At 66.5% G+C, this 13,354-nt stretch carries 14 protein-coding genes and 1 tRNA gene; 12 read left to right on the forward strand and 3 right to left on the reverse strand.

The genetic code is table 11. The features are described from left to right. Positions 1-32 precede the first annotated feature (32 nt). Positions 33-107: transfer RNA gene (locus ACJJVR_RS12690), tRNA-Thr, on the reverse strand. Positions 108-244: 137 nt separating this feature from the next. Between ACJJVR_RS12690 and ACJJVR_RS12695 the strand changes: the two genes are divergently transcribed. From ACJJVR_RS12695 to ACJJVR_RS12720, 6 genes are all read left to right on the forward strand, one after another. Next, on the forward strand, positions 245-415 hold the full coding sequence (locus ACJJVR_RS12695) for a hypothetical protein (protein ID WP_405405065.1): 171 nt from the start codon (positions 245-247) through the stop codon (positions 413-415). Beyond that, a complete protein-coding gene (murA, locus tag ACJJVR_RS12700) occupies positions 415-1,686 on the forward strand; it encodes a UDP-N-acetylglucosamine 1-carboxyvinyltransferase (protein ID WP_405405067.1) in 1,272 nt (423 codons plus the stop codon). The genes ACJJVR_RS12695 and murA overlap by 1 nt, the downstream gene beginning before the upstream one ends. A 2-nt stretch (positions 1,687-1,688) precedes the next feature. After that, positions 1,689-2,165, forward strand: a complete 477-nt coding sequence (locus ACJJVR_RS12705) for a DUF2948 family protein (RefSeq protein WP_405405069.1) — start codon at positions 1,689-1,691, stop codon at positions 2,163-2,165. Between the two features lie 115 nt (positions 2,166-2,280). Next, entirely contained in the window at positions 2,281-3,594 is a 1,314-nt protein-coding gene (gene hisD, locus ACJJVR_RS12710) for a histidinol dehydrogenase (RefSeq protein WP_405405413.1), read from the forward strand. Next, positions 3,591-4,070 carry a UPF0262 family protein gene (locus tag ACJJVR_RS12715; RefSeq protein ID WP_405405070.1) on the forward strand — a complete coding sequence of 160 codons (480 nt, stop codon included), beginning with the start codon at positions 3,591-3,593 and terminating at the stop codon, positions 4,068-4,070. Before hisD ends, ACJJVR_RS12715 begins: the two co-directional genes overlap by 4 nt. Before the next feature lie 4 nt (positions 4,071-4,074). Then, the gene (locus ACJJVR_RS12720; protein WP_405405072.1) at positions 4,075-4,539 is read left to right on the forward strand and encodes a low molecular weight phosphatase family protein; all 465 of its coding nucleotides are present in this window, start codon (positions 4,075-4,077) and stop codon (positions 4,537-4,539) included. On the opposite strand, the gene ACJJVR_RS12725 is transcribed toward ACJJVR_RS12720, so the two are convergent. After that, positions 4,536-4,778: a DUF1127 domain-containing protein gene (locus ACJJVR_RS12725; protein WP_405405074.1), complete on the reverse strand. Its 243-nt coding sequence runs from the start codon at positions 4,776-4,778 to the stop codon at positions 4,536-4,538. The two genes, ACJJVR_RS12720 and ACJJVR_RS12725, sit on opposite strands and share 4 nt — an antisense overlap. 134 nt (positions 4,779-4,912) lie before the next feature. On the opposite strand from ACJJVR_RS12725, the gene ACJJVR_RS12730 reads away from it, so the two are divergent. Then, positions 4,913-5,779, forward strand: a complete 867-nt coding sequence (locus ACJJVR_RS12730) for a LysR family transcriptional regulator (protein ID WP_405405076.1) — start codon at positions 4,913-4,915, stop codon at positions 5,777-5,779. A 4-nt stretch (positions 5,780-5,783) separates the two neighbouring features. Here ACJJVR_RS12730 and edd read toward each other — a convergent pair whose 3' ends face one another. Continuing rightward, positions 5,784-7,586, reverse strand: a complete 1,803-nt coding sequence (gene edd / locus ACJJVR_RS12735) for a phosphogluconate dehydratase (RefSeq protein ID WP_405405078.1) — start codon at positions 7,584-7,586, stop codon at positions 5,784-5,786. A gap of 123 nt (positions 7,587-7,709) precedes the next feature. On the opposite strand from edd, the gene ACJJVR_RS12740 reads away from it, so the two are divergent. The 5 genes from ACJJVR_RS12740 to pgi are packed head-to-tail and all read left to right on the forward strand — an operon-like array spanning position 7,710 to position 13,269. Beyond that, positions 7,710-8,942 carry an RSP_2647 family RNA methyltransferase gene (locus ACJJVR_RS12740; RefSeq protein WP_405405080.1) on the forward strand — a complete coding sequence of 411 codons (1,233 nt, stop codon included), beginning with the start codon at positions 7,710-7,712 and terminating at the stop codon, positions 8,940-8,942. Beyond that, positions 8,942-9,481 carry an RSP_2648 family PIN domain-containing protein gene (locus tag ACJJVR_RS12745; RefSeq protein ID WP_405405082.1) on the forward strand — a complete coding sequence of 180 codons (540 nt, stop codon included), beginning with the start codon at positions 8,942-8,944 and terminating at the stop codon, positions 9,479-9,481. Before ACJJVR_RS12740 ends, ACJJVR_RS12745 begins: the two co-directional genes overlap by 1 nt. A 60-nt stretch (positions 9,482-9,541) precedes the next feature. Beyond that, a complete protein-coding gene (zwf, locus tag ACJJVR_RS12750; RefSeq protein WP_405405415.1) occupies positions 9,542-10,987 on the forward strand; it encodes a glucose-6-phosphate dehydrogenase in 1,446 nt (481 codons plus the stop codon). Positions 10,988-10,989: 2 nt separating this feature from the next. Beyond that, on the forward strand, positions 10,990-11,661 hold the full coding sequence (gene pgl, locus ACJJVR_RS12755; RefSeq protein ID WP_405405417.1) for a 6-phosphogluconolactonase: 672 nt from the start codon (positions 10,990-10,992) through the stop codon (positions 11,659-11,661). A gap of 9 nt (positions 11,662-11,670) precedes the next feature. Continuing rightward, the gene (gene pgi, locus ACJJVR_RS12760) at positions 11,671-13,269 is read left to right on the forward strand and encodes a glucose-6-phosphate isomerase (protein ID WP_405405083.1); all 1,599 of its coding nucleotides are present in this window, start codon (positions 11,671-11,673) and stop codon (positions 13,267-13,269) included. Positions 13,270-13,354: the final 85 nt, after the last annotated feature.

Here is a 13,354-nt window from a genome sequence, read left to right on the forward strand (position 1 = left end):
CAAGGGTGTTTTTTCATATCAAGGGTTTGGGATGGTGCTGTGAGAGAGGATTGAACTCTCGACCTCACCCTTACCAAGGGTGTGCTCTACCACTGAGCTACCACAGCAACGTGAGGCGGCGTTTAGCCAAAGGTTTCGGACCCTGCAAGGGGGTCTGCGCAATTTTTCGCGAATTTGGCGATTGATCGTGCTGCATGCGTGCGTTTGCTGGACGTGCGGGCCACACGGCGCTAACAGGACTTCCATGACCGATCGACGCGACGACAAGCCCAAACCTGACAGTCGTGATGAACGCCTGCGGCAAGCGCTGCGCGCGAATCTGGCACGGCGCAAGGAACAGGCGCGGTCACGGGCGGATCGGGACGACAACAAGACTGCCCCGGATGCGGGCGGCGAGACAGGCAAGGACAACTGATGGATCAGATCATCGTCACGGGGAACGGCCCGCTTCACGGGGAAATCCCCATCGCCGGCGCCAAGAACGCCTGCCTGACGTTGATGCCAGCGACGTTGCTGACCGACCAGCCGCTGACGCTGACCAACGCGCCGCGCCTGTCCGACATCCGCACCATGACCGCGCTGCTGGGCTCTCTGGGGGCCGAGGTCGCCAGCCTGCAGGAGGGTCAGGTCCTGGCCCTGTCCAGCCATGCGATGACCAGCCACCGGGCCGAATACGACATCGTGCGCAAGATGCGGGCGTCGATTCTGGTGCTGGGGCCGATGCTGGCGCGTGACGGCGTGGCCGAGGTCTCGCTGCCAGGCGGCTGCGCGATTGGCGCGCGTCCCGTGGACCTGCACCTGCGCGCGCTGGAGGCGATGGGCGCGACGCTGGATTTGCGCGACGGCTATGTGCATGCCAAGGCACCTTCGGGCGGGTTGCGGGGTGCCGTGTTCGAATTCCCGGTCGTGTCCGTGGGCGCGACCGAGAACGCGCTGATGGCCGCGACGCTGGCGCGTGGCACCACGGTGCTGAAGAACGCCGCCCGCGAGCCCGAGATCGTCGATCTGGCCCGCTGCCTGCGCGCGATGGGTGCACAGATCGAAGGCGAAGGCACGGGCACCATCACCATTCAGGGCGTGCAGGCGCTGCATGGCGCGACGCATCCGGTCGTGACGGACAGGATCGAATTGGGCACCTATATGCTGGCGCCCGCCATGTGCGGCGGTGAGGTCGAACTGTTGGGCGGCCGGATCGAGTTGTTGGCGGCGTTCTGCGAAAAGCTGGACGAGGCCGGGATCAACGTCGAGGAAACCGCGCGCGGCCTGAAGGTCTCGCGCCGCAACGGCCGGGTGCGCGCCGTCGATGTCCGGACAGAGCCGTTCCCGGGTTTCCCCACCGACCTGCAGGCGCAATTCATGGCGCTGATGTGCATGGCCGAGGGCACGAGCGTACTGGAGGAGACGATCTTCGAGAACCGCTTTATGCACGCGCCCGAACTGGTCCGCATGGGTGCGCAGATAGAGGTGCATGGCGGTCATGCGACCGTCACCGGGGTGGAAAAGCTGCGCGGTGCGCCGGTGATGGCCACCGACCTGCGCGCATCGGTCAGCCTGATTCTGGCGGGTATGGCAGCCGAAGGGCAGACGACCGTCAGCCGCGTCTATCACCTGGATCGGGGTTACGAACATGTCGTGCGCAAGCTGCGCGGCGTGGGGGCCCATATCGAACGCGTCAAGGAGGAGTGATCATGGCCGAGGATGCCCGTTTCGCCGATGCCGACCCCCGGCCCCTGGCCCTGAGGGCCGAGGACGAGGACGACCTGCGTATCCTGTCGTCGCTGGTGCAGGACGCGGTTCTGACCGGCACGGATGTCAGCCATGACCGTCAGGCACGGCGGTTGTCGCTGTTGCTGACCCGGTTCCGGTGGGAGGATGCCACCGATGCTCGGACCCAGGGGCGCGACTACGAACGTGTCCGCGCGGTGCTGGTCATCGGTGACGTGATGCGCGTGGTCAGCGATGGTGTCGGGCGCGATGCGGACACAGTACTGTCACTGCTGGCGATCCGCTGGCAGGCAGGCGAGGACGGCACCGGTCGCCTGTCGCTGGACTTTGCGGGCGACGGGACCATCGTGGCGGATGTCGAGTGCATCAACCTGGACCTGCGCGACGTGACGCGCCCGCATCGGGCGGTGTCGGGCAAGGCGCCGCAGCACCCGGAATAGAGCCTTTCGGGGCATCTGGGCAAAGAAGAAGCCCGCGGCATCCTGTCCGCCCCCCGGCGCTTGAGCCGGGCGAGGACGCGGGGTACGGCCACGCGGGAACACGAGGGGAATGATGATGCCGGTCTTTCTGAACAGCGCCGACGCCGATTTCGAAGACGGCTTTCGCGCGATGCTGGGTGCCAAGCGCGAGGATTCGGCCGATGTGAACGACGCGGTCACCGCCATCATCCGCGATGTACGCGATCGGGGCGATGCGGCCCTGTGCGACCTGACATCGCGGTTCGACCGGCTGGATCTGACGCCCGCCACCCTGCGCTTTTCGCCTGAGGAGATCGCGGCGCATGTCGCCCGCGTCACGCCCGAGGATCGGGCCGCCCTGGCCCTGGCGGCCGAACGCATCCGTGCCTATCACGCCCGCCAGATCCCCGAGGATGCCAGCTGGACCGACCCCGAGGGCGCGACCCTGGGCTGGCGGTGGAGCGCGGTGTCGGCGGCGGGACTGTACGTGCCGGGCGGGCAGGCGGCCTATCCGTCCAGCGTGCTGATGAACGCGATCCCGGCGCGGGTCGCGGGGGTCGAGCGGCTGGTCATCTGCGTGCCGACGCCGGACGGGGTGGTCAACCCGTTGGTGTTGCTGGCGGCGCAGCTGTCCGGTGTGGATGAGATCTATCGCATCGGCGGAGCGCAGGCTGTGGCGGCGATGGCTTATGGCACCGATACCATCGCGCCGGTCGACAAGATCACCGGGCCGGGCAACGCCTATGTCGCCGCGGCCAAGCGGCAGGTCTTTGGCCGCGTGGGCATCGATATGATCGCCGGTCCGTCCGAGGTTCTGGTGATCGCGGATGGCGAACAGAACCCCGACTGGCTGGCATGGGACCTGCTGGCGCAGGCCGAACATGATGCCGACGCGCAATCAATCCTGATCACCACCGATCCGGCCATGGCGCAGGCCGTGGCCGCGGCCGTTGAACGCATCATCCCGACGCTGGACCGGGCCGCCATCGCGGGGGCCAGCTGGCGCGATTACGGCACGCTGATCGTGGTCGACGACCTGGACCAAGCGGCGGCCCTGTCGAACCGCATCGCGCCAGAGCATCTGGAACTGTGCGTGGCCGACCCCGAGGGGCTGGCCGCCAAGTGTGTCCATGCCGGCGCGATCTTTCTTGGCGCGCACACGCCCGAGGCGGTCGGTGATTATGTCAGCGGGCCGAACCACGTGCTGCCGACGGCGCGTTCGGCGCGGTTCAGTTCCGGCCTGTCGGTCATGGATTTCCTGAAACGCACCACCATGGCGCGACTGACGCCGGGGGCATTGGCGGCGATCGGCCCCGCCGCGGTGCGGCTGGCGGCATCCGAGGGCTTGCAGGCGCATGGCGCTTCGGTTCAGGCTCGGTTGGGGACCTTGAACGAAAGACCGCTGGAATGAGCCGCATCACCCGGATCGAGATCGACGACAGTGCCATCCCCCCCGCCACGCCGGAAATGGAGCAGGAGCGGCGTGTCGCGATCTTTGATCTGATCGAGGACAACAGTTTCGTCATGCCGGGGCGTGACGGGGACGCCGCACCCGACGGACCCTATGTTCTGGAACTGTGCATCCGCGAGGGGCGGCTGGTCTTTGACGTCACGGCCGAGGACGCGACCAAGGTGGCCGAATTCCACCTGTCACTTGGGCCGTTCCGGCAGGTGGTCAAGGACTACTTTCAGATCTGCCAAAGCTATTTCGACGCCGTGAAACGCCTGCCCCCCGCCCAGATCGAGGCGATCGACATGGCCCGCCGCGGGATCCACAACGAAGGGGCGCGCACCCTGCAGGAGCGGCTGGAGGGCAAGGCCGGGCTGGACATCGACACGGCGCGCCGCCTGTTCACCCTGATCTGTGCGCTGATCCCGCAGGGCTGATCCGATGACGTTGGACACGCTGCCATCGTCTGTTCTGTTCTGCTGCGACCACAATTCCATCCGCTCGCCCATGGCCGAGGGGATGATGAAAAAGTTCTATGGCCGCGCGGCCTATGTCCAGTCGGCGGGCGTCAGGAACGACATGGAGGTGGACGGCTTTGCCATCGCCGTCTGCGAAGAGATCGGCGTACCCATCGCCAACCACCGCAGCCGCAGCTTTGAGGAGATGCAGAACTGGGGCGATGATCTGGGCCAGTTCGATCTGATCGTCGCCCTGTCGCCCGCCAGTCAGCGCATGGCGCTGGAGATGACGCGGCACGCGCATCTGGACGTGGAATACTGGCCGGTCATGGACCCGACGGGCCTGGCCGAAGGACGCGAGGCGCGGCTGGCGGCCTATCGCCAGACCCGCGATCAGATCCAGACGCGCATGCGCGCCAGGTTCGGTCCGCCGCACATCCTGACCTAGCAGCGCACGTGGCGTCCACGCCGCCAATGCCTGGGCACGTCCCAGATCGGCCGTGCCATTTCCGCAATCACGTCATCACGCGTCAAACCGATGTCGCGCAACCGGTCGTCCGACAGACGTGACAGATCGATGCGGGTTCGGCGCACATCGAACATGGTCAAGGCGCGTTCCACCCACCAGGGGCGGGGCAGGATGCCGTGGCCGGTCACGACACGCAGCAGTGCGTTTTTCGGGGTCATCGTTCAGCCTCCGTGATTGAACCCATCAGTGGTAATGATGAGAAGCGTGTCGTTTATCTTTACAGTTGATGGATATCCCCCAACGGCGTATTTGTGAAACGAGTGGTTTTGATGTGATCCATCACGGAAACAGAATGATGCGCAATCTGGATATCGCCACGCTGCGGTCGTTGCAGGCGGTGGCCGAATACGGCGCCGTGACGCGCGCTGCCGATGCGCTGAACATGACGCAAAGTGCGCTGTCGATGCAGATGAAGCGCCTGGAAGAGGTGTTCGGTCGGCCGATGCTGGTCAAGGTCGGGCGCGGCGTCATTCTGTCCGATTTTGCCCAGGATCTGTTGGGGGACAGTCGCAAGCTGGTCGCCCTGAATGATGCGATTCTGTCACGGTTCACGGGCGCACGGCCGCAGACCCGACTGCGCGTGGGGCTGACCAGCGACTGGTTGTTCACCAAGGTCGCCCAGACCGTCCGCGCCTTTCGGGCCGATTTCCCGCAGGTCGAACTGATCATCAACGACGCTCGCAGCAAGGATCTGCGCATCCAGATGCGGCGCGGAGAGCATGACGTGATCCTGACCACCGAATTCGACGCACCGGCGGGTGCAATTCATCTGGCAAAGGTTGATCTGGCGTGGTTCGGGGCGACGGGGGGGCAGGCATGGCGCGACCGCCCGCTGCCGATCGCCAATTCGCCGCATTGCGCCTACCACACCGTGGGCATGTCCGCGCTGGAGCAGGCCGGGATCGAATGGTTGCAGGTCGTCAGCGATGGCGGCACCGACACGTGGCGGGTGCTGGCTGCCGCAGATCTGGGACTGACGCTGTTGCCACGGGGCATCCGGCAACCGGGACTGGAGGTGGTGGACCATGGTGGCGCGCTGCCACCGCTGCCGCCGACCTGGCTGAACGTCTATGTGGCGGATGGCCCGGCGCGGCGGACGGCCTCGGATTTCGCGGGCTATCTGCGCCGCGTCGTCTGCGAGGTCGCCGCCGCCGCCTGACGGATCAGACCACCACGCCTGCGCCGTCCGTTGCCGGTCCCGCATTGGCGCGGAACGCCGCGAACAGTTCTCGGCCCATGCCTTCGTGGCTGCCCGACGGGTCATGGATCGCAGGGGTGCGGCTGTCGAAATCGGCCTCCAGGCATTCCAGCGTGCCGTGGGCGGCGTCCAGGCGCACCATGTCGCCGTCACGCAGCCGCGCCAGCGGTCCACCCATCGCGGCCTCTGGCGAGACGTGGATCGCCGCGGGCACCTTGCCCGACGCACCCGACATGCGACCGTCGGTGACCAGCGCGACCTTCAGCCCGCGGTCCTGCAGAACGGCCAGCGTCGGCGTCAGCGAATGCAGCTCGGGCATGCCATTGGCGCGCGGTCCCTGGAACCTGACGACGACGATCGTATCCTCGGTGAATTCGCCGTTGCGAAAGGCGGTTTTGACCGATTCCTGATCCTGGAACACGCGGGCGCGGGCCTCGATCAGGTGGCGTTCGGGGGCGACCGCGCTGATCTTGATGACGCCGCGACCCATGTTGCCCTGCAACTGCTTGAGGCCGCCCGATGCCGCGAACGGGTCGCTTGCGGGGCGCAGGATGCGGTCGTTCAGCGTGGTGCGGGCGCCGTCCTCCCACCGGATGCTGTCGCCGTCCAGCTTGGGTTCGCGGACATAGCTGTCCAGCCCCGACCCCGTGATCGTCTTGACATCCGGATGCAGCAGGCCCGCCTCCAGCAGCTGCCCGATCATATAGCCAAGGCCGCCTGCCGCGTGGAAATGGTTCACGTCGGCCAGCCCGTTGGGATAGACCCGCGCCATCAGCGGCACGTTTTCCGACAGGTCGTGGAAATCGGCGATGTCGATGATCACCCCCGCCGCCCGTGCCATCGCGGGCAGGTGCAGCACCAGGTTCGTCGACCCGCCGGTGGCCATCAGCCCCACGATGCCGTTCACAAAGGCGCGCTCATCCAGAACCTGTCCGGCTGGGGTGTATTGGTTGCCCAGATTGGTGATCTGCGCCGCGCGCTGGACCGCGGCCACGGTCAGCGCCTCGCGCAGCGGCGTATTCGGGTTCACAAAGCTGGAGCCGGGCAGGTGCAGGCCCATGAACTCCATCAGCATCTGGTTCGTGTTCGCGGTGCCGTAAAAGGTGCAGGTGCCCGCGGAATGATAGCTGGCCATCTCGGCTCGCATCAGTTCGTCGCGGCCGACCTCTCCGGTGGCGAATTGCTGGCGGACCTTGGATTTTTCGTCGTTGGGCAGGCCCGAGGGCATCGGGCCTGCGGGCACGAACACCGCCGGAATGTGCCCGAAGGTCGCCGCCGCGATGATCAGCCCCGGCACGATCTTGTCGCAGACGCCCAGATACAGCGCCGAATCAAAACAGTCATGCGACAGCGCCACACCCGCCGCCAGCGCGATCACGTCGCGCGAGAACAGCGACAGTTCCATCCCCGGGCGCCCTTGGGTAACGCCGTCGCACATCGCGGGCACGCCGCCCGCGACCTGCACCGTGGCGCCCGCCGCACGACCCGCAGCACGGATCACGTCAGGATAGCGTTCGAACGGCTGATGTGCCGACAACATGTCGTTATACGCCGTCACGATCCCGATATTGGGCTTTCGCGTCGTGGCCATGTCGGTCTTGTCGTTCATGGCGGCATAGGCATGGGCCTGATTGCCGCAGGACAGGTGCGCGCGGGCCGGCCCGTCCTGCGCGGCGCGGGCGATCTTGGCCAGATAGGCGCTTCGGCTGTCGTGCGAACGTTCGCGGATCCGGTCGGTGACGCGGTCGATCATGGCGTGAAGGGTCATGGGGGGCCTCCTCTGGCTTTGCGGCACTATACGCTGTTAGCGTTAACGGTTCAACCGTTGGCGGTCGTCAGCCTTGTGCGCAGGGGTGGGTCATGTCAGATCGACCGTAAAAGGAGTTTTGCGATGAGCGAACTGCACGACGACGACCTGCCGGTCAGCCACCCCAACGACCGTGCCGTGATCCGGTTGCGTCCGAAATCCAAGCCGCAGGCGATCCGCCACGGCTTCCCCTGGGTCTTTGCGGACGAGGCGGTTCTGGACCGCCGCACCAAGGCGCTGCCCCCCGGCGGACTGGCCGTGCTGGAAGATGCCGAACGCCAGCCGCTGGCGCTGGTCACCGTGAACCCGGTTAGCAAGATTATCGCCCGCGTGATGGATACCGATCCGGACGCGGTCATCGACGGCGCATGGCTGCGCGCCCGGCTGACCCGCGCGCTGCAGATGCGCGAACGCATCTATGACGAACCGTTCTATCGTCTGGTCCATGCCGAGGCCGACGGCCTGCCGGGGCTGGTCATCGACCGCTTTGGCGACGCCGCCGTGATTCAGCCGAACGCGGCCTGGGCCGATGGCATGGCCGAAGAGATCGCCGATGCGCTGATCGACGTCGCGGGCGTCACCACGGTTGTCCTGAACGGGCAGGGCCGGTCGCGCGGGCTGGAGGGTCTGACCGAACGGCTGGAGGTCATTCGCGGCACCGCGCCCGACGCCCCGGTTCAGGTACGGATGAACGGCGCGATCTATCTGGCCGACCTGATGGGCGGACAGAAAACCGGCCTGTTCTTTGACCAGCGCCCGAACCATGCGTTCACGCAACGGCTGGTTGGTGGCGGGTCCGTGCTGGACGTGTTCAGCCATGTAGGCGGTTTCGGCATGGCCGCGCTGGCCGCTGGCGCGACCAGCGCGCTGTGTGTCGACGGCAGTGCTCCGGCGCTGGAACTGGCGCGGGGCGGGGCGGCGGCCATGGGCGCGTCGGACCGGCTGGAGACGCTGCAATCCGATGCATTCGACGCGCTGGAGGCGCTGGCCGAACAAGGCCGGACCTTTGACGTAGTGGTGTGCGACCCGCCGGCCTTTGCCCCGTCAAAGCCCGCGTTGGAAAAGGGCCTGCGCGCCTATGAGCGTGTGGCCAAGATGGCCGCGCCGCTGGTGGCACCCGGCGGATACCTGGTGCTGTGCAGCTGTTCGCATGCCGCCGACCTGACCGCGTTCCGCAATGTCAGCGCGCGCGGCATCGGGCGTGGGGGACGGCGCGGCGTGCTGATCCACACCGGTCAGGCTGGGCCCGACCATCCGACCCTGCCGCAGTTGGCCGAGACGGGCTATCTCAAGGCGCTGTTCTTTCGGCTGGACTGATGCGCGCCGTTCTGGACGCCAATGTCCTGTTCCCCACCATCCTGCGCGAGATCCTGACGGATCTGGCGCAGGCGGGTTTGTACGACGCGCTGTGGTCTGACCGCATCCTGACCGAATGGCACCGCGCCGCCGCCCGCATCGGCCCCGATGCCGCCAGCGTCGCCGGGGCCGAAATCGCGATGCTGCGCCTGCGGTTTCCACAGGCCGCGCAGCAGGATGACGGTCAGGCGACGATCGATCTGGATTTTCCCGACCCCGCCGACCGTCACGTGGTCGAGGCCGCGCTGGCCGGGGGTGCGGCCCTGATCGTGACCGCGAACCTGCGCGATTTTCCACAGCGGATGATGGCGGGGCTGGGCCTGCGCGCCCTGCACCCCGACGCGTTCCTGCTGGATCTGCTGGCACGCGACCGCGCCGCGGTCCTGTCCGCGCTGCACGGTGCGCGTGGCCGGGCAGAGGCCGCAGGCGGTGCCATGACCATGGCCCAGATGCTCAAGCGGTGCCGCCTTCCGCGCGTGGCCCGCGCAGTGAACGGTTGAACGGCATTGCTGTTATCGCTAACAAAGGGTATGGCGGACGCCACCCAACAGGAGGACAGCATGGTCTCTCGTGTCATTCCGGTCGATGATTTCGACCTTGTGATCTTTGGCGCCACGGGCGATCTGGCCCATCGCAAGATTCTGCCCGGTCTGTACCGGCGTTTCAAGGCCGGACAGTTCCCAGCCACAAGCCGGATCATCGGTGCGGCGCGCACCGAACAGGACGACGACGCGTTTCGCGCCGAGGCCGCCGCGGCGATCTGCGAATACGCGGGTGCCAAGCCCGACGACCCGCAATTGGCCGAATTCTTGACGCTGCTGGGTTACGTGCCCATCGACGCCAAGGGCGAGGGCGGCTGGCAGGCGCTCAAGGAGCGGATGCGCAAGGGGTCGGTCCATGCGTTCTATTTCTCGGTCGCGCCGGCATTGTTCGGCGACATCGCCGAACGGCTGGCGGGCCACGGCATCGCCGATGACGACAGCCGCATCGTGGTGGAAAAGCCCTTTGGACGCGACCTGGCCAGTGCGCGTGCGCTGAACGCCACGCTGGCGCAGCATTTCAACGAACAGCAGATCTATCGGATCGACCATTACCTGGGCAAGGAAACCGTCCAGAACCTGATGGCCGTACGCTTTGCCAATGTCCTGTTCGAGCCGCTGTGGAATGCGCAATACGTCGACCACGTCCAGATCACGGTTGCGGAAACCGTGGGCGTGGCCGGGCGCGGCAGCTATTACGACAAATCCGGCGCGATCCGGGACATGGTTCAGAACCACATGATGCAGCTTCTGTGCCTGATCGCGATGGAGCCGCCCTATCACTTCGACCCAGACGCCGTGCGCGACGAAAAGCTGAAGGTGATCCGCGCGCTGGAGCCGCTGGAGCCTGCCGACATCGTCCGCGGCCAGTATCAGGGCGAGGGCAGCGATTACCTGACCGACGCCGAGGATCGCGATTCGCGGACCGAGAGCTATGTCGCGATGAAGGTGCGGATTTCGAACTGGCGCTGGCAGGGCACGCCCTTTTACCTACGCACCGGAAAGAAACTGCGCGCGCGCACCAGCGAGATCGCGATCACCTTCAAGGAGCCGCCGCATTCGATTTTTGACGAAAGCGGTGTACCCAAGGCCAACGAACTGGTCATCCGCCTGCAGCCGAACGAGGGCATGAACCTCAAGGTGATGATCAAGGAACCGGGGCCGGGCGGCATGCGCCTGGTGCAGGTGCCGCTGGACATGTCCTTTGCCGATGCCCTGGGGCCCGAGGGCGCGGACATGCCCGACGCCTATGAGCGGCTGATCATGGACGTGATCCGCGGCAACCAGACCCTGTTCATGCGCGGCGACGAGGTCGAGGCGGCCTGGGCCTGGACCGACCCGATCATTACGTCATGGGAAGAGGGCAAGCGTCGCCCCGAACCCTATGACAGCGGATCCTCGGGCCCCGAGGAGGCGTTACGCCTGATGCACCGCGACAACCGTCGCTGGAGGGAGATCAGGGCATGACCATGCAATTCAAGGAATACCCCGACCGCGAGATGCTGGCACTGTCCGTGGCCGACCGCATCGCGTCCCAATTGGCACAGCATCTGCGCGGCCACGACAGTGCGACGCTGTGCGTGCCGGGCGGCACCTCGCCCGCGCCTGTCTTCGAGACGCTGTCAGGTGCCGATCTGGACTGGGACCGCGTGACCGTGGTGCTGGGCGACGAACGGTGGGTGGACGGCGACCACAAGCGGTCGAACAGCCGCCTGCTGCGGCGTCATCTGCTGAAGGACAAGGCCGCGGCGGCGCAGTACATCGACCTCTATACGGGCGACGCCTCGCCCGATCTGGCAACCGACGGGCTGGCCGAAAGGCTGGCGCCGGTGCTGCCGCTGACGGTCGTGCTGCTGGGCATGGGCAACGACATGCACACGGCCAGCCTGTTCCCGGGCGCCGATCACCTGCAGGCCGCGATGGCCACGGGCGCGCCCCCCGTCATGGCCATCCGCGCCGAGGGCGCGGAAGAGCCGCGCATCACCCTGACGCGGCCGGTGCTGGCCAACGCGCTGAACATTCACGTGCTGATCATGGGCCCGGAAAAGCGTCAGGCGCTGGACCGGGCGCAAAAGCTGGACCCGATGCGGGCACCGATCCGCGCGTTTCTTGACGAGGCTACCGTCCATTGGGCGGAATGAGGAATTGACATGACCGCACTCTGGAACCGCTTGCAGGATCACCGCAAGGGCCAAGGATCGACCCCGATCGAGGCTCTGTTCGACGCCAACCGCGCCACCGATTTCCGCGTGCAGACGGACGGCCTGACCTTTGACTATTCCAAGACCATGATCGACGCGGGCGCGCGCGACCTGTTGCTGGAACTGGCCGCCCCGGTGGCCGCCCGCCGCGACGCGATGTTCGCGGGCGAGAAGATCAACGAGACCGAGGGCCGTGCCGTCCTGCATACTGCGTTGCGCAACTTGGAGGGCAGCGTCACCGTCGACGGACAGGACGTGATGCCCGGGGTTCGCGAAACACATGCCCGCATGACGCGGTTCGCGTCCCAGGTTCGCGACGGCAGCTTTGCGGGGCAGGGCGGTCGCATCACCGACGTGGTTAATATCGGCATCGGCGGATCGGACCTGGGCCCGGCGATGGCGGTGCTGGCGATGGCGTCCTATCATGACGGGCCGCGCACGCATTTCGTCAGTAACGTGGACGGCGCCGACATCGCCGACACGCTGAAGGGGATGGACCCCGCGACGACGCTGGTGATCGTCGCCTCCAAGACCTTTACCACGATCGAGACCATGACCAACGCCCAGACCGCCCGCGACTGGATGGCGGCGTCGGTCACCGATCCGGGCGCGCAGTTCGTGGCCCTGTCCACCGCCGCCGCCAAGGCCGCCGATTTCGGCATCGCGGCAGAACGCGTGTTCGGCTTTGAGGATTGGGTCGGCGGTCGCTATTCGGTCTGGGGTCCGATCGGGCTGTCGCTGATGCTGGCCGTCGGGCCAGAGGCGTTTGACCAGTTCCTGGCCGGTGGCGCCGCGATGGACGCGCATTTCCGCACCGCTGCGCCCGCACAGAACCTGCCGGTGATGCTGGCCCTGACCGGCATCTGGCACCACCAGATCTGCGGTTATCCGACCCGCGCGGTGCTGCCCTATGACAATCGGCTGATGCGCCTGCCCGCCTATCTGCAGCAGCTGGAGATGGAATCGAACGGCAAGCGCGTGGCGATGGACGGCAGCGATCTTCCGGTCGTGTCCGGCCCGGTGGTCTGGGGCGAACCCGGCACCAATGGCCAGCACGCATTCTATCAGCTGATCCACCAGGGCACGATGCCGGTCCCCTGCGAGTTCATCCTGGCCGCGCGCGGGCACGAACCCGATCTGGCGCATCACCACATCCTGCTGGCCGCAAATTGTCTTGCGCAGTCCGAGGCGCTGATGCGGGGTCGCTCGCTGGACGAGGCGCGTGCCCTGATGGAGGCTAAGGGTCTGGAGGGCGTCGAGCTGGACCGTCAGGCCCGCCACCGCGTGTTCCCCGGCAACCGGCCATCCACCACGCTGTTGATGGAGCAGTTGACGCCGTTTGCACTGGGCCAGATCGTGGCGCTGTACGAACAGCGCGTCTTTGTCGAAGGCGTGATCCTGGGGATCAACAGCTTTGACCAGTGGGGAGTCGAACTGGGCAAGGAACTGGCGCTCAAGGTCGAACCGCTGCTCAAGGGTCAGGATGCACCGTGCCATGATGCGTCAACGAATGCGCTGGCGGCGCTAATCCGGCAGATGCGGGGCTGACACGGGCGCACGCGTGCGGGACATACAAAGCCGCCCTGATCCGTCGGGGCGGCTTTTCCTTGACGCCGCAAGCGGGTAGGGTCCG

This window comes from Paracoccus sp. Ld10, assembly GCF_045064235.1.
Lineage (GTDB): Bacteria > Pseudomonadota > Alphaproteobacteria > Rhodobacterales > Rhodobacteraceae > Paracoccus.